Raw genomic sequence first — 18,896 nt, forward strand, 5'->3', positions numbered from 1 at the left:
GCTGAGGAGCGACGCCGGCAACCGCAGCGCGTGCAGTTCGGCGATGACCTCCGCGGCGGGACGCCCCGACACTGCGATCCGCCAGGCCCGTTCCTTGTCCGCGTGGCTGTGTTGCGCGGCATCGAGGAGGTCGAACAAGCGGGCGTCGCGCGCACGCGTGCACGCGTGCACGAGCGTGGATCGGGAGTCGTCGTCACTGTCAGCGGCGACCCCGACTCCCCCACCACCGCCACCGTCGCACCGCGCGATGTGTTCTCCGCACCGGGAACGTCGTCCGGCCCGAGTCCGAGGAAGGTGACCGTCCAGGTGCGCACTCTCGGCACGGCGCTCGTGTCCCCCTGGGTTGGACCGATCGTGAGCTTCCCGTTCTCCTGGCTCCATCGGATCGGCGTGCGGGCGGTGGCACTGTCGACGCCGCCATCGTCCTCGAGGAGCGTGAATTCTCCGTCCGCACCGACCGCGATCAGCACGTCGAGGCGATGGGGGTTGCTGGCGGCGTCCGTCTCTTCCCGACCCGCGAGCGGCACGATCCCTCCTGCCCTCAAGAGCACGGGAATCGAGTCCCCGCGCCGGTGAAGCTCGCTGCTCCGATCGCCCTGCATCACGACCCCGGTGTGGATGTCCGTCCACGTCCCCGGGGGAAGCCACGCCGTGACCGATCCCATGAGAGTCACCGGGTCGCGCGGCGAAGTGATCGGCGCCACGAGCAGCTCGGAGCCGAAGAGGAACTGGGTCGGCACCTCGTAGGACTCCGCGCACTCGGGCCACGCGTGATAGAGCGGCACAATGAGCGGCACGCCTTCCGCATTCGCGCGATGGTTCATCGTGTGCAGGTAGGGCACCAGTCGAACGCGCTCGCGCAGCGCATCGACGATCGCCGAACGAGATTCGGCAGGGTAGGCCCACGGCTCCTTCGCCAGAAAGGGATTGTCGGACGAATGCAGCCGCAGAATCGGCGAATAGACGCCCAACTGCACCCATCGCACCATCAGCTCGTCGTCACGCGCGCCGAGCAGGTGCCCGCCGATGTCGTGGCTCCACCATCCGTAGCCGATGTTGGCGGCGGTCGCGGTGAACTCCGGCTGGAAAGCGAGTGATTCCCAACTGATGATCGTGTCACCGGAGAATCCCACCGGGTAGCGATGGCTTCCCGGTCCCGCATAGCGCGATAGAAGCAGCGGGCGGCGCCCGTCGCGTCCGGAGTCGAGGTAGTGGAAGTGGTTGAGCAGCCACAGCGGGTCGATTCCGGCGAGGTGGGAATTCTCGCCTTGCTGCCAGTCCATCCACCAGAAGTCGACACCCTGCGCCTCCAGCGGATGGTGCAGCACCCGGAGGTAAGCGTCGAGGAACGCGGGGTCGGTGATCTGAAAAGGGATCGGGTCGCCCAACAGCCGATCGCTCGCGAGCGCCTCGAACATCGCGGCATATCCGTCTTCGAACGATCGCACGCCGTCGGCGGGATGCAGGTTGAGCGTGACCCGGAGGGCCCGTCGATGGAGTTCGGCGAGGAAGGCCTCGGGATCAGGGAAGAGCTCGCGCTCCCAGCTATAGCCGGTCCAGCCGCTGCCATGCTCGGGAGGCACGCTGTCCACGCGATGCCAGTCCATGTCGAGCACGGCGACCGAGAAGCGCACTCCTTCTGCCTCGAAACGATCGAGCAGTTCGAGATACGTGCCGGAGGTGTAGCGGTGGTAACGGCTCCACCAGTTGCCAAGCGCCCAACGCGGCACCACCGGCTGCGAGCCTGATACTGAGTACAACGCACGAAGCGCAGCCGGATAATCGTGGCCGTAGGCGAAGATGTAGAGGTCCCTCCCGCCTCGAGGCCGCGGCGCCACCCAACCTTCATCGGTGAAGACGAAGGACGTCGAATCGTCGATCGCGGCCACGCCCGCGCGGGACACGACACCGCCCTGTACGGGAATGCGCCCATCGGCCGTATCCAGCGTGCGGGCGGTGCCGCCCAGATCTCCGCCGTCGCCGAAGCGCCACTCCGCCAGGCCGCGCCCGACCCCGAGGGGGCGCACGCTGAGGCCGTGCGGGGTGAACGGCCCGCGGTCGTAGCGCAGGTGGAACCGGCTCGTGACGATCTCCACTTCGTCGCCACCGTCGATGACGCGGAACTCCGGCACCGCCATTTCACGGCGAATCGCAAATGTGGTCGCGCGGTCCTCGAACCGACCCTCTTCAGACCACTCCGCGCGGATCAGGCCGTCGGCGAGAACTGTCAGGCGCCAGCGGTCGCCTCGAACGATGGCATCGGGATGAGCGTGCGGCGCGGACTCGACACGAAGTTGCCGAACGATGGTCGAGCTGTGCATGGACATTGTCTCCTGTGGTCGGAGTCGGACTCGAAGCAAGTCAGAAGGTGGCGAGCAGCCCGCCGTCGACCGGCAGGATCGCGCCGGTGACGTACGTGTTCTTCTCCGAAACGAGGAACCCCGCCGCCTCCGCGATCTCGTCCGGTGAGGCCGGTCGCCGCAGCGGCACCCGGCCATGCCGCACGTACACATCGCGGAACCATTCGGTGTCGTACTCGCTCGTGCCATCCGACAGCAGCGCCATCGCGGTGTCCGTGAAGCCGGGGGCGAGCGCGTTGACCAGGATTCCGGCATCAGCGAGATCGACGGCCAGAGCCTTCGTGAGGCTGTTGACGGCCCCCTTGCTCGTCGCGTAGGCGATGCTGCCGGCGGCGGCCGCGAAGCCCTGCACCGAGCCGATGTTCAGGATGCGCGCCGACGAGGAGCGGCGAAGCTGCGGCAGGAAGGCGGTGACGACCGCCAGGATTCCCCGGACGTTGACGTCGAGCGTGCGCGAGAACTCATCGAGCAGACCGTCGTCGCCGAGCCCGGCCGCCGGGGCGATGGCGGCGCAGTTGACGAGGACGTCGAGCTCGGCGATGCCGCCCCTGGCGATCGACGCCGGGTCCGCGACATCCATCAGCAGCGCCTCGGCCCCGATGCGCGCCGCCGTCGCACGCACGCGCTCGTCGCGGTCGGCGAGCACCACGCGCAGACCATGACGTGCAAGGTGAGCACCGATCGCCGCGCCGATGCCATTCGCACCACCCGTGACCAGTGCGACTCGCTGGAATGTCATCGCGGCTCCGATCGCCTCATGTGTGGCTTAGATAATACCTAAACCGTTTCGAAGGGAGAGAAGTGCTTCATCCTCAAGTCTCCGCAGACGACATCACCCTCCGCTGGTCTCACGGGGAACTGCGGATCAGCCCGACCGCCGCCATGCTGCTCGACGCCCGCCTGCGGACACCGACGGGCTGGATGTCGCCGTTCGCCGCACCGCACTGGGACCGCGACGATCCCGATGTCGCGGGGCTTGCGGGCCACATCAGGATGCTCGGCGGCGAGTTCGTCTGCCTCCCGTTCGGCTCGGCGCCCCTTCCCGCCGACGCCGCCCCCGGCTGGCTCGAGGCCGCGGGTGGTGACGCGATCGACGCACCTTCGCCTCCGCACGGCGCGTCGGCGGATCGCGACTGGCAGGTCGTCGGGCGGGTTCCGTCACGAGTGGTGCTCGCGCTCGACCTCCCCGAACCGGATCCCGTGTGCCGCATCGAGCGCAGCATCTCCGGCATCGACGGCGAGGCCGCCATCCGTTTCGGCCTGCGGATCCATGCACGCCGCGCTCACCGGACGTCGCTCGGGCTGCACCCGATCTTCCGGATGCCGCGGTCGGGCGAGACGCTCACGATCGACGCGGACTTCGCCCGGGGCCGCACCCACCCTGCACTCGTCGAGGGCGGCAGCGGGCTGATCCCGCCCGACACCGCATTCTCGAGCCTGACGGACGTCGGCGGCATCGATGTCTCCACCCTGCCGTTCGCCGAGGAGGCCGAAGAGGTGCTGCAGCTGCTCGACGTCGAGCCACCCGTCCGGCTGCGCTGGTCGAACGGCGACGAAGTGGCACTCGACTGGCCGCGCGAGCACCTCCCGTCCGTCCTGCTGTGGTGTTCCGACCGACGACTGACGGGCGCGCCGTGGAACGGCCGATATCGCGGCCTCGGCGTCGAGCCGATCGCGAGCGCATTCGATCTGCCACCCACCGTGTCGGTCGCGGGGAATCCGCTAGCGCAGGCAGGGCACGCGACATCGCTCGCCCTGGATCCTCGGGTCCCATTCGCGATCGAGTACCGCATCACGGCTTTTGGTATTATGAATTGATTCTCCCGCCTGTCTCCCACTTCGAAAGGTGCCATGACGATGCGGATCGACAGCGTCGACTTCTTCTACCTGAGCATGCCGACGGTGACACTCGAGGCCGACGGCAGCCAGGACGCGCTCCTCGTCCGTGTCACCGCCGACGGCCATGTCGGCTGGGGCGAGTGCGAGGCGTCCCCGCTCGCGTCGATCGCGGCGTTCGTCGCGCCGCGATCGCACGGCGCGTGCCAGCCCGTCTCGGCATCCGTCATCGGGGAGCGCCTCGACTCCCCCGACGACATCTTGCGAATCGCGGCGCTGGTGCAGCACAACAGCATGGACCTTCTGCAGGCGGCCCACACATTCTCAGGCATCGAGATCGCGCTGTGGGATCTGCTCGGTCGCGTCCGGGAAGAGCCGGTATGGCGCCTGCTCGGCTATGACCGCGCACACGCCAAGACGCCGTACGCATCCGTGCTCTTCGGCGACACCCCGCAGGAGACCCTCGACAAGGGGCGCGAGCAGGTGCGCCGTGGCTTCCGCGGCGTGAAGTTCGGCTGGGGCGCGTTCGGCGCAGGCTCGCCCGCCGACGACGCGGACCAGCTGCACGCCGCGCGCGAGGCGGTCGGCGAGGACGGTCTGCTCTTCGTCGACGCCGGGCAGGTGTGGGGATCCGACACGGATGCCGCGCTTGCGCGGCTGGCATCCCTCGAGGCGGTGCGTGCCACCTGGATCGAGGAGCCGTTCGAGGCTTCCGAGTACGACGCGCACGCCCGACTCGCGGCGAGTGCCCGGACCGTTCGCGTCGCGGGGGGCGAGGCGTCCCACAATGAGGCGATGGCGCGCAACCTCGTCGACTACGGCAAGGTCGGCTTTCTCCAGATCGACACCGGACGCATCGGCGGCATCGGCCCGGCCCACCGCGCCGCGCGCTATGCGGACGCACGCGAGGTCACCTTCGTGAACCACACCTTCACGTCTCATCTGGCCCTGTCCGCGTCGCTGCAGCCTTACGCCGGGTTGGAGCACCACGCGATCTGCGAGTATCCGGCGGAGCCCAAGCAGCTCGCCCTCGACATCACGACGCACCACCTTGCTCTCGACGAGAGCGGCACCGTGACCGCGCCGGAGCGTCCGGGGCTCGGCGTCGACGTCGACGCCGACGCGCTCATGCAGTATGAACGTGTGATCGACATCGTGGTGGACGGACGCAGCGTCTTCGACAGCCCGCGGATCGGCGCCATCGCTTCGGCGGAACGGAGGATCGCATCATGAGCAATCGACCTCGTCCGGCGGCCGAGCATCCCGGCTACGCCCTCCGTGGCCGGCAGGGCGTGATCATCGAAGCGCTGGGGCGTGCCATCGTCGCCGGCCGCTACGCGGAAGGCGATGTGCTGCCCCGAGAAGACGACCTGTGCGCAGAGTTCGGGATGAGCCGCACCACTGTGCGCGGTGCGATGACCGTGCTGGCCGCCAAGGGACTTATCGAGATCCGCCCCAAGACCGGGACCAAGGTGCGCCCGCGCGCGCTCTGGAACGTCTTCGACTCCGACCTCCTCGGCTGGGCCCACCTCGAAGGGGAGGCCGGCGGAATGATGGACGCGCTCATCGAGCTGCGGCAGATCATGGAGCCGGCCGCGGCCCGCTTGGCGGCGACGCGCGCGACCATCCGGGAGCTGGGCCCGCTCTCTCGGGCCGCGTCCGCGCTGGCCGTCAGCATCGGCGACCCGGTCGCCTACCCCGAGTGGGATGTCGCATTCCACTTGGCCGTGTACGACGCGAGCCACAACCCGCTGCTGGCGCGGTTCGGACTGCTGGTCGCCGACTTCATGAAGATCGCGTTCGAGATCCAGCAGCACGGCGACCAGCACGAGGTCGACCTCGCCGATGATGCCGCCCGTCATCTCGCCGTCTCCGATGCGATCGCGCGGGGTGATGCAGACGCGGCCGCCGCCGCGATGCTGGAGGTCGTGCTCGACGGCAAGAACGCACTCGCCGCTGCGATGTCCGACGCGGACCCGCGCGCATGACGGTCCGCGATCTGACATGGGGCGACGGCGAGGTACGACTCACTTTCTCGATGGATGCCGAGGACCGGATCCGGCTGACCGGGTTCCTGGCCGGCCGGCCCCTGGGCGCGTTCGATCGCAGCCTGCCCTTGGTCGAGATCATCACCGCGGATCGCAGCAAGAACGCCGGATCCCGGTACGACGCCACCGAGCTCGGCCTCGATCTGCGCTATGTCGCGCATCGCACGGCATCGGACGACCGGGGCGAGGTGCTCGAGGTCGACTTGCGCGATCAGGTTTCGGCTCTGCGGGCGACCGTCCGGTACTCGCTGCGGGCGGGATCGGGGGTGCTGAGCTCCTCCGTGACGCTCGCCCACGCGGGATCGGCGCCCGCGATCCCCGTGCTCTTCGTCAGCAGCCTGGTCCTCGGCGACGACGCGTGGGACTGCGACAGCACGACCATCCACCTGGCCGACAACGACTGGCTCGCCGAAGCACGGTGGCGGTCCGGCTCCTTCGCAGAGTTCGGTGAGCCGGAGGTCGACATGGCCGCCCACTTCGGCGCATCGCCGCGAGGCAGCCTGGCGCGCATCGGCCGGGGAACCTGGTCGACCGGAGAGCACCTGCCGATGGGGGCGATGGAGTTCCCCGGCGGCGACACCCTGCTCTGGCAGGTCGAGTCCAACGGCGGATGGCGTTGGGAGCTCTCGCAGGGGCCGGCCTCCCGGCCTGCGGGCTCATTGCGGCTCGTCACGTCGGGCCCGAGCGATGTCGAGCACCAGTGGTCGATCGTCCTCGACGACGGCGATGAGTTCGTCACTCCTGTGACCACGTTCGCGTGGTCGACCGACGGATTCGAGGGGGCGCTCGCGCGCCTCACGGAGCACCGCCGCGCGGATCGCCGCAGGTACGCCGGCGACGCCGGGCTGCCGCTCATCTACAACGACTACATGAACACCCTCAACGCGGACCCGACCACCGAGAAGCTCCTCCCGCTGATCGCGGCCGCGGGATCGGTCGGCGCGGAGATCTTCGTCGTCGATGCGGGGTGGTACTCCGACGAGCCCGGCTGGTGGGACTCCGTCGGCGCATGGGAAGCTTCCACCACCAGGTTCCCGGGCGGATTCGACGAGATCTTCCACGCCATCCGCGCCCAGGGCATGACACCGGGACTGTGGCTCGAACCGGAGGTCGTCGGCATCCACAGTCCCGTCGCCTCGACGCTGCCCGACGACGCGTTCTTCGGCCGTCACGGCAGCAGACTCGCGTCCAGCGGCCGCTATCAGCAGGACTTCCGTCACCCTGCCGTCGTCTCCCGGATGAATGCCGTGATCGACCGTCTGGTCGCCGCCTACGGCCTCGGCTACCTGAAGTTCGACTACAACATCAATCCGGCATCGGGGACCGACCACCACGCCGTCAGTCCGGGTGAGGGGCTGCTCGCCGCATCGCGCGCGTACCTCGACTGGATCGATGCGCTGCACGAGCGGCATCCGCAGCTCATCGTCGAGAACTGCGCGTCGGGCGGAATGCGGTCGGACTGGCTGACGGTGTCGCGGTTCGCGCTGCTGTCGACGAGCGATCAGCAGGACGCCCTGCGGTGCGCGCCGATCGCGGCTGCCGCGACCACGATGGTCCCCCCCGAGCAGGCCGGCGTCTGGTCGTACCCGCAGCATGGGATGGCGGATGCCGTCACCACCGTCACACTTGCCAACAGCGTGCTGCGGCGCCCGATCCTCTCGGGACACCTCGATCACATGACCGAGGCCGAGCTCGATCGGGTCCGCGAGTTCGTCGCGGCGCACAAGAGCGTCCGCGACGAACTGCCCGTCCTGCAGTCGACCTGGCCGCTCGGCCTGCCGGGCTGGGAGGACTCCTGGATCGCCGCGGGGCTCGTCGGCATTCGTGGCGGCTATCTCACCGTGTGGCGCAGGGACGCGGATTCGCCGGAGCGCGTCTCGATCCCGGTGGGTAGGCTCCTTCCCCCCGGCGGCCGCCGCGTCGAGCGCGTCTTCCCGCGAGATGCGGACGGCGGGTGGGAGATCGTGGGCGACACCCTCGAGATCTCTCTCCCCGCACCGTCCGCGGTGGTCCTGCGCTTCCGATGAACCGGGCGCCGCTCACGGCAGGTTGGCCAGCGCCTCAGCCACGATGACATTGTCGTCGGTCCCGTGCTCGTGCCGGCGATGCCGTTCCACGCGCAGGTCCTTCGTCGCGCCGGCGTAGGCGTTGAATGCGGCGACGACGGTCGAGGGCGGGCACACGTCGTCCATGAGCGATGTGGTGAACCACGCCGGAACGGTCGCCCTCCGCGCGAAGTTGACGCCGTCGAAGTAGCGCAGTGTCTCGAGCACGGCGTCGTCCTGACCACGCCACGTGCGGAGGTACCGGTCGATCTCGCCGTAGGGTCCCGCGCCGGTGATCATGATTGCGCGGGGGAAGTCGCACAGGAACGGCTGGAACGAGACGAGCGCCGTGACGTGCGGCGAGAGCGCGGCGGTCGCCAGCGCCACTCCACCGCCTTGGCTCATGCCGAGCGCTATGACGCGGCTCCGGTCGGCCTGCGGGAGCGTCACCGCCGCGTCCACGGCGCGCACGGCATCGGTGATCAGCCGCCGGTAGTAGTACTCGTGCGGGTCCTGCACTCCGGCCGTCATCAGCCCGGGCACCGTCGGACCGTTGACCGAGCGGTCCGCAGTCACGCCGCGCGCCCACACCGCCCCCTGCCCGCGGGTGTCCATCGTGACGTGCAGATAGCCGCACGACGCCCAGAACAACGCGTCCTCCGCGAGCCCCCGGCCGCCGCCGTAGCCGATGAACTCCACGATCACCGGCAGCGGCCCGTGGGCGTTACGTGGCGCCCGCAGCCATCCGCTGATGCGCTCGCCCCCGAAACCGTGGAACGACAGGTCGAAGATATCGACGCTGGTCACGGGCGAGTCCGCGCGGACGAGGACGAGATCGGTATCGAATTCCCGCGCCGCGTCGATGGTCGACCGCCAGAATTCGTCGAACCCCGGTGGGTCCACCTGCGGGCTGCGGTAGTCGAGCAGGTCATCGCCGATGAGATCCACGATCATGAGGCTTCTCCTAAAGGTATGATGAAAGAACTTCGTTAGGTATGATCTAAGCACTTTCCGAAAGGACACCGCGATGAAGACCCGAAGCATCACCGCCGCCCTGCTCACTACGGCGCTGGCCGCGACCACGCTCACCGCGTGCTCCAGCAGCTCCGAAGACGGGGTCGAGACCGTCACCGTCTGGGACAACGGCCTGCTGACGCGCACCAACGACGACGGCACGATGAATGACTCCAACTCGTTCCTCACCCTCCTGGCCGCACAGTACGAGCAGGAGCATCCCGACGTGAAGATCAAGATCGTCCGACAGTCCGCCGACATCACCAAGAACTCGGCCCAATTCCAGGCGGCCTCCATCGCCAAGAACGGCCCCGACATCCGTGTCGGCTACATCGGGGGCAACACGGAGGACTACTCCGACTTCCTGCTCGACCTCGACGGTACGTTCTCCGATGAGACGGTGGCCGACATCTCCGGCTGGAACCTCACACGCAAGGGCTACTCGCCCGACGGCGCACTGCTGGGCCTGCCCTATGGCGCCGGCTCGTACTTCTACGTCTTCTACAACAGGCAGATGACGGATGCGGCCGGCCTCGATCTCACGACGCCTCCCGCTACGTGGGAGGACCTCCTCGCGGCGGGCGAGCAAGTCCAGGAGAACACGTCGAACACGGCATTCTGGGTCGCGAACCAGGAGGGATACGTCGGCGCCTGGGTGGTCGCAGCCCTAGCCGGCGGAGAGCTGGGTCCGGACGCGTTCATCGACATGTACACGGGTGAGACCAGCACCGACAGTGACGGCTTGATCGACGCCTACACCGCGTACGCGAGACTCTTCGAGGACGGCCTCACCAACCCGGATGCCGCCAGCGTCTCGAACGCCGACGCGCTGTCGGGGTTCATCCAGGGCAAAGGCGCGTTCTACATCAGCGGATCCTGGGACAACACGTATCTGACGGATGCGTTCGGCGATGGCGTCGGCGTCTTCGCCATTCCCATGCTCGAGGGCGCCGCCTACCCCGACACGGTGGCCGGCGGCCCGAACGTCGATCTGTCGATCACGAGCTACTCGAAGCACCAGGAGGCCGCCAAGGACTTCCTTCGTTTCCTCGCCCAGCCCTCCTCCATCGAGGAGTACACGAAGCTCTACCAGTCCGAAGCGCCGAACAGCGCATCGGCGTCGACCGCGGTGATCACGAATCCGCTGCTCCAGCAGGAGGCCGCCGGGCTCACCACGTCGCAGAGCCACGTGTATCCGATCGACAACGTCATGCCGCAGTCGGTGAATGATCTCTACTACAAGATCAATGCCACCGTGTTCACCGGCAGGACCTCGCCGAAGGACGCCGTCGAGCAGCTCGCTGCCGCAGTCGCGGACGCGACCGAATGACGGCGACGGTCGTCCCGGCCTCGGGGGCCGCGGTCGTCGCGGTCCCCGAGGCCGGGGGGAACCCTCGGAAGGGAGGTGTGCGCACGCCTCCGTCCTGGCGACGACGTGAGCGCGTCGTCGGCTTGGCCGCGGTGGTGCCAGCCCTCATCCTCGTCCTCGGGCTCATGCTGTACCCGATCGGCTACGCACTGTTCGTGTCCGTCTTCGACACGAACGGCATCAGCTTCGACTTCGTCGGACTGGACAACTACATCACGCAGGTCTTCAGCCCGCTCCTGCACCAGGTGTTCTTCAACAACCTGGTCTTCCTGATCTCGGTACCGCTCGTGATCCTCGCGTCAGTCGTGTGCTCGGTGCTCCTGTACGAGCGGATCCGCGGCTGGCGCGCCTACCGAATCCTGTTCTTCGTGCCGAACGTCCTGTCCACCGCGGTGGTGGGGCTCATGTTCAAGACGATGTTCGCGTACGACGGACCGGTCAACGCGGGCCTCACCGCGATCGGCATGCCGCGCACCGACTTCTTCGCCGGGGCGGGATCGGCGATGTCCGTGATCATCCTGGCGCTGGTGTGGTCGGGGTTCGGCTACCAGACCCTGATCCTGCTCAGTGGGCTCGGCGCGATCAACCCGGAGATCTTCGAGGCGGCGACCGTCGACGGCGCAGGGTGGTGGCGGCGGCTGTGGCACATCACCTTGCCGAACATCCGTCGCTCGGTGGCGCTGGTGTGCATCCTCAACGTGCTCTTCACATTCACGTCGCTGTTCGGATTCATCTTCGTGATGACTGCCGGCGGACCCGGGTACGACACCACCACCCTCGACTACCTCATTTATCTCGAGGCCTTTCCCTCGGACGGCAACATCGGCCCCGGCTCGGCACTCGCCATCCTCACCTTCCTTTTCATCGGCATCCTGACCATCATCCAGCTCCGGTTCTTCCGGGTCGGAAGCGCGGAGGACTGATATGAGTTCCATGACCAGCGCCACCCTGCCACGCCGGGCCCGCATGCCCATCACACTCGTGATGCTGCTCGTCAGCGCGACGATCGTGTACCCGTTGCTCTATCTGGGCATCTCCGCATTCCGGACCAAGTCCGACTATCTGGCGGATCCGTTCGGCATCCCCCAGGAGTGGACGCTCCAGAACTTCGTCACGCTGTGGAACAACTACAACGTCGGCCAGGCGCTGACGAACAGCTTCGTCGTCGTGATCGTCGGCCTGTTCATCCAGGTCGTGGTCGGCGTGCTCGCCGGCTTCGCGCTGGCCAAGTATCCGGTTCCCGGTGGGCGCCTGATCAGCGCGACATTCGTGTCGATCATGCTCGTGCCGAGCACCGTCCTCATCATCCCCATCTACCTGCTGCTCGCGCAGCTGGGACTCGTGAGCAATCTCGCAGGGCTCATCATCGTGTACGTCGGCACAGGGCTGCCCTTCACGACGTTCTTCCTCACCGTCTCGTTCCGCTCGATCGATGAGAGCGTGCTGGAGGCGGCGAGGATCGATGGTGCGGGATTCGTACGCACCCTCGCCGGCGTCGCGGCACCGATGGGCATCTCGGCGATCGCCACGATCGCCGTGCTGCAGTTCCTCGCGATGTGGAACGAGCTGCTGTACGCGTACATCCTGCTGCCCGACGATCAACTGCGGCTCATCACGCCTACGCTCGCGTCGATCGGCAGTCGCTTCGTCAGCGACCAGCCACTGGTGTCCGCCGGACTTCTCATCACCGCGATCCCTCCGCTCATTCTGCTGGGCCTCGCCTCGCGGTATGTGATGAGCGGGGTCGGCGCCAGCTTCGGGCGGTGATATCGAACCGGACCCGCGCGACTCTTCTGTCGCCTCTCGGCTAGCGGATCTGTGCGGCGTGGAGACGCGCATAGATGCCGGACTCGGCCAACAGCTCAGCATGCGTGCCGACCTCGGCGATACTGCCGCGCTCCATCACGACGATCCGGTCGGCGTCCCTGACCGTCGACAACCGATGTGCGACGACGAGGGACGTCCGGCCTCGTTGCAGAGTTGCGAGAGCCTTCTGGATCTGAGCCTCGGACGTACTGTCCAAGGCGCTCGTGGCCTCGTCCAGAAGGAGAACGCGCGGATCCCTGATGAGTGCGCGCGCGATCGCCAGTCGCTGACGCTGACCACCGGACAGGCGTGCTCCGCGCGGGCCGACTCGCGTGTGCCAGCCCTCGGGCAGGTTGTCGACGATATCCATCGCCTGGGCGTCCCGTAGCGCGGCTTCCACGCGTGCGTCGGAAACATCGACCAGTCCGAACGTGACGTTGTCGCGGATGCTCCCTTGGAAGAGCACAGATTCCTGCGGCACGACCGACATGAACTGTCGGGCGGTCCGCATGTCGAGCGTCTCGGCGTCCTGCCCGTCGATGAGCAACCTGCCCGACGTCGGGCGGATGAACCCGAGGACCAGGTTGAGAGTTGTCGACTTGCCGGATCCGGATGGGCCGACGAACGCGACAGTCTCCCCCGGTTCGATGGTGAGGTCGAGGCCATTCAGCGCAAGGCGGTCCTCATCGGGGAACGCGTAATGCACGCGCTCGAACCGGATCGAGCCTTCAAGAACACCGACCTGCCGCTTGCCCTCGTTGAGTTCGATGTCGGGATCCTCGACGACCTCGGCGATCGATTTCATCGACTCGATGCCCTTGCTGAGGACGGGCGTGAGGCCCACGAGTTGGGAAACCGCGGTCGTCAGCGTGGCGAAGTACGTGCTGAGAAGCACCACCTGCCCGGGACTGATGGGAAGCAACCCCGACATCGCGGCGTAGCCGGCGAAACCGAGGCACAGCATGGAGAGCGTGTTGAACGCCACCCAGGAGGTCGTCTCGAACCGTCCGTTCAGCCTGTCGAGGGCGATCCCGGCGGTCTTCACCTGTTCCGCGGTGGCGGTGACCCTGGCGGATGCCGTCTGCTCGAGCCCGTGCGCCCTCGTGATGGGAATGAGGCTCGCCATCTCTCCGACGGTGCTCGACAATTGCTCCACCTCTGTGCGAAAGCGTTCGTTCCGTCGTGCCGCTCGCGTGCGCATTCCCGCGACCAGGCCGGCGGCGACCGGCACCGTGAGAGCGTAGACCAGGAGGAACGCGGGCGCCTGGATCGCAGTGACGACGACTGAGCCGACGAGGATACTGCTCGCCACCGCGAGGACGGGGAACACCTGCTGCATCAGCAATTCGACGTTCTCGACGTCTCGCACGAGCTTGGTCTGGATGATCGATGCGCTGCGCCGGGAGTGGTAGCCGATGGACAGACCTTGGAGTCGCTCCGTCAGGGCATTGCGGATGTCGGCTCCCACGGAGCGATAGACGCCGCTGTACAACCGCACGTACAGCAGGTGGTTCGGGTAGTTCTGAAGGAGGACCAGAACCGACGCGCCAACGAGCAGCATCAACTTCTGCTCGTCGACGCCGGCGACCACGGTGTCGATGATCATCGCGGTGAACACCGGAATGATCCACAGCGGACTGTCTTTCAAGACGTGGAACAACGCCGCTGCGGTGACGCGACCGGGGTAGGGCCGCAGTGCCGTCAACAGCGACCGCAACGGAGCGGCGGCTCGAATGTGCATGTGACCGGTGTCAGCGGGCGTGACTGGTGCTTGCGCGCACGACGAGCTCGGGCTTGAGCACGATCTGCGGGTGCTGCGTCTCGTCGAGGGACATGTCCTCCCCCACGAGGAGGTCCACCGCCGCCGCGGCGAACTCCTCACGCGGCTGACGGATGGAGCTGAGCGGAACGACGGCGGCCGCCGCGAACTCGATGTCGTCGTACCCGATCACGGCGATGTCGTGGGGCACCCGCACGTTCCCCTCGGTGACGATGGTCTGCAGCAGTCCGAACGCGAGCCGGTCGTTGACCGCGAAGATGCCGTCCGGCCGCTGGGCCGGCGGTCGCAGGAGGAGGGACTCGCCCACGCGTGCGCCGTCCTCGACGCCGCGCGTCTCGACGGGGATCACCTCGAGCGTCACCCCCGGATTCTCGGCGACGGCCAGCAAGGCACCGGCCAAGCGGTCATCGACCTGACGGATCCCCTCGGGGCCGCCGACGAAGGCGATCCGCGTGCGTCCGCGTGAGATCAGGTGGGCGACCGCCATGTGACCGCCGGACTGATCGTCGATGGAGACGGAGGGACTCAACGTGGGGTCGCCCATCTTGTCGAGGAGCACGACCGGAATGCCCTGGCGGTGGAATCGCTCGATCCGGCGATCGATCGACCCGATCGGCGAGACGAGCACACCGTGGACGCGCTGCTCTTCGAACAAGTCCAGATAGCGGGACTCGCGGTCGATGTTCTCGTCGCTGTTGCCCAGCAGCACGGAGAGCCCGTGCACGATCGCACGCTGCTCCACACCGTGGGCCAGATCGATGAAGAACGGGTTGGCGATGTCGAATGCCAGGAGCCCGATCGTGCGGCTCCGGCCTGCTCGCAGCTGACGCGCGGCGTCGTTGCGCACGTAGCCCAGCGCGTCGATCGCGTCGGCGATGCGCCGCGAGGTCGCCGGCGCGACGCGGTGAGGCGTGTTCAGGTACTTCGAGACGGTTCCCGCCGAGACCTTCGCCAGTTCTGCGACATCGCGTATCCCGGCGGCCATTGCGCTCCTTCTGTTGGTGCTAGTAGATCATTCCAGATGGGCTCTCGGCCCGATGTGCTCCTGTGCGGAGCGAGGACGCGAGCGCCCCGGCGATCCGATGGACCGCCGGGGCACCCGTCATCCGTTACTGGGTGGCCCAGTCCTCGGTGAGGCTCGCTTCCGTGGCGGCCTCCTTGGCCCAGCCGACCCAGCCGTTCTGGATGTACTCCAGTTGCTCGTCGACGGTCCTGGTGCCCAGGAGGTAGCCCTCCCACATGTTGGTGCCCGAGTCCGCCTTCGGAGCGTTCGACCCGATGTTCACCAGCCGCGGCTTCGCCCACTCGCCCGAGGCCAGCTCGCCCACGCCTTCCGACACGGTCGACGTGTCGGTCGTCGCCGGGATCGCCCCGGTCGCCGCCACCCAGTCGCCGCCCGTCTGGGGGCTCGAGGCGAACTGCAGGAACTTGATGGCGGCGTCGAGCTTCTCACCCTTGGTGGTCGCGGGGATCATGTAGCTCGTGCCACCGGCGACGGCGCCGAATCGCGCTGCGCTGCCGTCCGAGAGCGAGGTGTCGTCCTTGGTGACGCTCGGGAACGGCATGCTCGACCACTCCCAGTCGACGTCGGCGAGGTTGCTGATGGCGAAGTTCGTGCCCCAGGCCATGGCGGCCTTGCCGGCGAGGAACTCCTGGCCGCCCACGAACTGCCCGGAGGAGGCGACGCCCGACCAGTTCTCGGTGGCGCAGTTGTCGAAGACGTCCTTGAGGAGGGTGACCGCTTCCCGGACCTCGGGCGTCGTCGTCGCGTCGAGCTCACCAGTGAGGATCGCCTTCACGAGGCTCTTGTTGGTCACCGTCGTCGCCGTGCCCGGGTCGCCGGCCGCGTCGAACACGTTCCACTCGTCGCCGTACTTGTTGAGAAGGTTCGACAGCAGCGCCTCCGAGGTCCAGCCGGTGCCGAGCGTGCCGTTGTCCATTGCGAGAGGCGTGTATCCGGCATCCTTCAGCGCGCCGCAGGCATCGATGAGGTCCCCGATGCTCGCGATCGGCGTCGTCACACCGGCCTCGTCGAGCGCCTCCTGGTTGTAGAAGAGGCCCGCGATCACGAGGTTGAAGGGCACCCAGTAGAGGCGCCCCTGCGCGTCGCGCTGGGCGTCGCCGTATGCATCTGCGTTGAAGCCCTCCTGCCACGTCGCGGCGTCGGTATCGTAGGGGTTCGCCTCGGCGAGGTAGTCGTCGAGTCCGAGCACCTGGTCGGGGGCGGGCTCGGGCTGGTTGAACACGAGCTCCGGCGCCGTGCCGGCCGTGAGCTGCGTCGTGAGCGTGTCGGCGAAGCTGGCCAGCGGCAGCACCGTCGTCTTGACCTCGATGCCGGGCTCGGCCTTCTCGAACGCCGCGACGAGGTCCTCCCACTCCTGACCGAACGAGTCGGCCTGCGAGTTCCACTGGTTCGGGCCCGCGATGGTGATGGTGACCTTGTCGGCGGACTCCCCACCGGCGGAGCAGCCGGCCAGAACGAGGCCGGTGATCGCAGCGGCCGCGATGACTCCCGTGGCCCGCCGCAGTGCGGGCCGGTGTCGTGTGAGCATTTCTCTCCCTTGATGGTGCTGTGTTGGTGCTGGTTCGGGTTCCACGGCTGCGAGGCGAGCCGAGGTCAGTGGGATCCGGGAATTCCCCCCTGCACTCCGGCGAGGAAGTACTTGGAGAAGAAGACGAACAGGATCAAGAGCGGGACGCTCGCGAGCAGGTAGCCGGCGAACATGGGGCCGAAGGCGGTGGCGGACTGGCCCTGGAAGAACAGCAGGCCGACCGAGACGGTTCGCAGGCTGTTGTCGGTGACGGTGAGCAGCGGCCAGAAGAAGTCGTTCCACACGGCTTGGATCGTGATGAGGCTCACAGTGCCGATCACCGGGAGCGACAGGGGCAGCATGATCGAGCGGAACACGCGGATCGGCCCGGCTCCGTCGATCTGAGCCGCCTCGAAGATCGTCTGCGGGATGCCCTCGATATAGGTGCGCATGAGGATCGTCCCGAGGACGGCGCCGGCCGCGATCTGCGGGATGATCAGCACCGCCATCGTGTTGAGCAGCCCGAAGTCCCGCATCATCAGGAACAGCGGGATCAGACTCGCGATGCTCGGCACCATGAGGAGCGCGGCGATGAGCGTGTATAGCAGCCCTCGGCCGCGGAAGGTGAACCGGGCGAAGACGAACCCCGCCAGCAGCGAGACCGCGATGATCCCGAGCACGGAGGCCACGGCGACCGCGATCGATGCGATCAGGTACGGCTGGATCTGCACCCACGCGGTGGCGAAGTTCTCCCAATGGAACGGGAAGGCGATGGCCCAGAAGCTCTCGTTGTACTGCTGGTTCGTCTTCACCGACGTGGTGAGCATGAAGACGTACGGCGCGAGACTCAGGGCGACCAGGACGAGGAGTCCGGTGTGGACACCCCACTGCCGGCGTCCGCGGCTGCGTCGGGCGGTGGCGACGACGGAAGGCGTGTAGGCGGTCATTGGGCGCTCCGGAACTCGACGGCTGCGGTTTCGACGGTGGTATTGAGGTCGCGATCGGCCGGCTCCCGGCGTCGCCAGAACATGACGACGCAGCTGAGTACCAGAGTGATCGCGAACAGGGTCGTGGACAGGGCCGCGGCGTATCCCCATTGGCCGCCCTGGAACGCCATGTTCAGGATGCGGAGGATCGGGACGACCGTCGCGTTGTCGGGGCCGCCGCCGGTGAGCACGTACGCCGTGAAGCCGTACTGGAGCGTGCCGACGACGGCGAGGAACAGCAGGACGCGCACCTGGCTCGCCATGAGCGGGAGATCGAACATCCAGATCCTGCGGAACCGGCCGACTCCGTCGAGCGCGGCGGCCTCGAAGATCTCCTTCGGGATGTTCTGCAGGCTCGAGTAGATGATCAGGAACGGCAGCCCTGCGATGAACGGGAACCCGACGAACAGGAGCGAGAGCAGGGCGGTGTCGGGGTCGCCCGTCCAGTTCTGCTGCAGGGCACCGAGCCCGACCGCTTCCAGGACCGCGTTGAAGACGCCGTTGTTGGGGTCGTAGAAGAACTGCCAGACGAGCGCCGTCACCACCCCGGGGAAGGCCATCGGCACGATGAGTAGTGTGCGATACACGAACGCCGACCGCTCGTGCTTCAGGGTGATCAGCAGCTCGGCGGCGAGGAGCGGGAAGATCCACATCACCACGCCGAACACGAAGATGATCGCCAGGTTCTTGAACGACGACCACCAGACGGCGTCGCCCATCATCCGGACGTAGTTGTCGAGTCCAGTGAACGTCGAGCCGCCCGCCGGCTTCCACTCCCAGAAGGAGAAGAAGATGCCGCTCGCTGCCGGGTAGAACTGGAAGATTCCCAGAACCACGAACACCGGCAAGAGCGCGAGGTACACGCCCGGGTGGATGCGGCGACGCCACCGATCGACCTGCGCGACCTCGTGGCCGCTCTCTGTGTCCAGCGTCTCACTCACACGCTGTTCGATCACATCTGTCACTTCGCCCTCTCGTCCTTGAGCCCATCGACTCCGGTTCGAACGATCGGAGTAAATCGATTCATTCCTAAACGGTCAGGTGGATCAATGTCAAGCTGAAATCCCTCATTTGCAGAATGGTTCTGGAAGTGAAAGCATTCACAGCACCGTTTCCCCCGG

At 67.2% G+C, this 18,896-nt stretch carries 14 protein-coding genes and 1 pseudogene; 7 read left to right on the plus strand and 8 right to left on the minus strand.

Annotated features, from left to right (window positions below; translation table 11 throughout):
• Nucleotides 1-344: 344 nt before the first annotated feature.
• Nucleotides 345-2,327: pseudogene (locus tag Q9R08_RS00915) on the minus strand (glycoside hydrolase family 31 protein); the annotation flags it as partial.
• Between the two features lie 34 nt (nt 2,328-2,361).
• Nucleotides 2,362-3,099, minus strand: a complete 738-nt coding sequence (locus Q9R08_RS00920; protein ID WP_308865928.1) for an SDR family NAD(P)-dependent oxidoreductase — start codon at nt 3,097-3,099, stop codon at nt 2,362-2,364.
• A gap of 62 nt (nt 3,100-3,161) precedes the next feature.
• Between Q9R08_RS00920 and Q9R08_RS00925 the strand changes: the two genes are divergently transcribed.
• Genes Q9R08_RS00925 through Q9R08_RS00940 form a run of 4 tightly spaced genes read left to right on the plus strand, consistent with a single transcriptional unit; the run spans nt 3,162 to nt 8,271 of the window.
• Nucleotides 3,162-4,178, plus strand: coding sequence for a hypothetical protein (locus Q9R08_RS00925; protein ID WP_308865929.1), 1,017 nt, complete (start codon nt 3,162-3,164; stop codon nt 4,176-4,178).
• Between the two features lie 33 nt (nt 4,179-4,211).
• Entirely contained in the window at nt 4,212-5,429 is a 1,218-nt protein-coding gene (locus Q9R08_RS00930) for a mandelate racemase/muconate lactonizing enzyme family protein (protein WP_308865930.1), read from the plus strand.
• Nucleotides 5,426-6,184, plus strand: a complete 759-nt coding sequence (locus Q9R08_RS00935) for a FadR/GntR family transcriptional regulator (RefSeq protein ID WP_308865931.1) — start codon at nt 5,426-5,428, stop codon at nt 6,182-6,184. The genes Q9R08_RS00930 and Q9R08_RS00935 overlap by 4 nt, the downstream gene beginning before the upstream one ends.
• Complete coding sequence (locus Q9R08_RS00940; RefSeq protein WP_308865932.1) at nt 6,181-8,271, plus strand: alpha-galactosidase; 2,091 nt, start codon at nt 6,181-6,183, stop codon at nt 8,269-8,271. Before Q9R08_RS00935 ends, Q9R08_RS00940 begins: the two co-directional genes overlap by 4 nt.
• A 12-nt stretch (nt 8,272-8,283) precedes the next feature.
• Here the strand turns inward: Q9R08_RS00940 and Q9R08_RS00945 are convergent, their stop codons facing one another.
• Nucleotides 8,284-9,243, minus strand: a complete 960-nt coding sequence (locus Q9R08_RS00945; protein ID WP_308865933.1) for an acetylxylan esterase — start codon at nt 9,241-9,243, stop codon at nt 8,284-8,286.
• A 73-nt stretch (nt 9,244-9,316) separates the two neighbouring features.
• On the opposite strand from Q9R08_RS00945, the gene Q9R08_RS00950 reads away from it, so the two are divergent.
• The 3 genes from Q9R08_RS00950 (at nt 9,317) to Q9R08_RS00960 (ending at nt 12,439) form a co-directional block, all read left to right on the plus strand.
• Nucleotides 9,317-10,633 (plus strand): ABC transporter substrate-binding protein, encoded by a 1,317-nt coding sequence (locus Q9R08_RS00950; protein WP_308865934.1) that lies wholly within the window; start codon nt 9,317-9,319, stop codon nt 10,631-10,633.
• 77 nt (nt 10,634-10,710) lie between these two features.
• Nucleotides 10,711-11,595, plus strand: a complete 885-nt coding sequence (locus Q9R08_RS00955) for a carbohydrate ABC transporter permease (protein WP_308865935.1) — start codon at nt 10,711-10,713, stop codon at nt 11,593-11,595.
• 10 nt (nt 11,596-11,605) lie between these two features.
• The gene (locus Q9R08_RS00960) at nt 11,606-12,439 is read left to right on the plus strand and encodes a carbohydrate ABC transporter permease (RefSeq protein WP_308865936.1); all 834 of its coding nucleotides are present in this window, start codon (nt 11,606-11,608) and stop codon (nt 12,437-12,439) included.
• Nucleotides 12,440-12,479: 40 nt separating this feature from the next.
• Here Q9R08_RS00960 and Q9R08_RS00965 read toward each other — a convergent pair whose 3' ends face one another.
• From Q9R08_RS00965 to Q9R08_RS00985, 5 genes are all read right to left on the minus strand, one after another.
• On the minus strand, nt 12,480-14,219 hold the full coding sequence (locus Q9R08_RS00965) for an ABC transporter ATP-binding protein (protein WP_308865937.1): 1,740 nt from the start codon (nt 14,217-14,219) through the stop codon (nt 12,480-12,482).
• Between the two features lie 10 nt (nt 14,220-14,229).
• Nucleotides 14,230-15,243 carry a LacI family DNA-binding transcriptional regulator gene (locus Q9R08_RS00970; RefSeq protein ID WP_308865938.1) on the minus strand — a complete coding sequence of 338 codons (1,014 nt, stop codon included), beginning with the start codon at nt 15,241-15,243 and terminating at the stop codon, nt 14,230-14,232.
• 124 nt (nt 15,244-15,367) lie between these two features.
• On the minus strand, nt 15,368-16,810 hold the full coding sequence (locus Q9R08_RS00975; protein WP_308865939.1) for an ABC transporter substrate-binding protein: 1,443 nt from the start codon (nt 16,808-16,810) through the stop codon (nt 15,368-15,370).
• A gap of 65 nt (nt 16,811-16,875) precedes the next feature.
• Nucleotides 16,876-17,736: a carbohydrate ABC transporter permease gene (locus Q9R08_RS00980; RefSeq protein WP_308865940.1), complete on the minus strand. Its 861-nt coding sequence runs from the start codon at nt 17,734-17,736 to the stop codon at nt 16,876-16,878.
• Nucleotides 17,733-18,716, minus strand: a complete 984-nt coding sequence (locus tag Q9R08_RS00985; RefSeq protein WP_308865941.1) for a carbohydrate ABC transporter permease — start codon at nt 18,714-18,716, stop codon at nt 17,733-17,735. Before Q9R08_RS00985 ends, Q9R08_RS00980 begins: the two co-directional genes overlap by 4 nt.
• Nucleotides 18,717-18,896: the final 180 nt, after the last annotated feature.

The organism is Microbacterium psychrotolerans (assembly GCF_031085295.1).
Lineage (GTDB): Bacteria > Actinomycetota > Actinomycetes > Actinomycetales > Microbacteriaceae > Microbacterium > Microbacterium psychrotolerans.

Bases quoted from the DNA above. Each gene is read 5' to 3' on its own strand.
- Q9R08_RS00920 (WP_308865928.1), bottom strand. From the start codon at position 3,099: ATGACATTCCAGCGAGTCGCACTGGTCACGGGTGGTGCGAATGGCATC.
- Q9R08_RS00930 (WP_308865930.1), top strand. From the start codon at position 4,212: ATGACGATGCGGATCGACAGCGTCGACTTCTTCTACCTGAGCATGCCG.
- Q9R08_RS00935 (WP_308865931.1), top strand. From the start codon at position 5,426: ATGAGCAATCGACCTCGTCCGGCGGCCGAGCATCCCGGCTACGCCCTC.
- Q9R08_RS00940 (WP_308865932.1), top strand. From the start codon at position 6,181: ATGACGGTCCGCGATCTGACATGGGGCGACGGCGAGGTACGACTCACT.
- Q9R08_RS00945 (WP_308865933.1), bottom strand. From the start codon at position 9,243: ATGATCGTGGATCTCATCGGCGATGACCTGCTCGACTACCGCAGCCCG.
- Q9R08_RS00950 (WP_308865934.1), top strand. From the start codon at position 9,317: ATGAAGACCCGAAGCATCACCGCCGCCCTGCTCACTACGGCGCTGGCC.
- Q9R08_RS00960 (WP_308865936.1), top strand. From the start codon at position 11,606: ATGACCAGCGCCACCCTGCCACGCCGGGCCCGCATGCCCATCACACTC.
- Q9R08_RS00965 (WP_308865937.1), bottom strand. From the start codon at position 14,219: ATGCACATTCGAGCCGCCGCTCCGTTGCGGTCGCTGTTGACGGCACTG.
- Q9R08_RS00970 (WP_308865938.1), bottom strand. From the start codon at position 15,243: ATGGCCGCCGGGATACGCGATGTCGCAGAACTGGCGAAGGTCTCGGCG.
- Q9R08_RS00975 (WP_308865939.1), bottom strand. From the start codon at position 16,810: ATGCTCACACGACACCGGCCCGCACTGCGGCGGGCCACGGGAGTCATC.
- Q9R08_RS00980 (WP_308865940.1), bottom strand. From the start codon at position 17,736: ATGACCGCCTACACGCCTTCCGTCGTCGCCACCGCCCGACGCAGCCGC.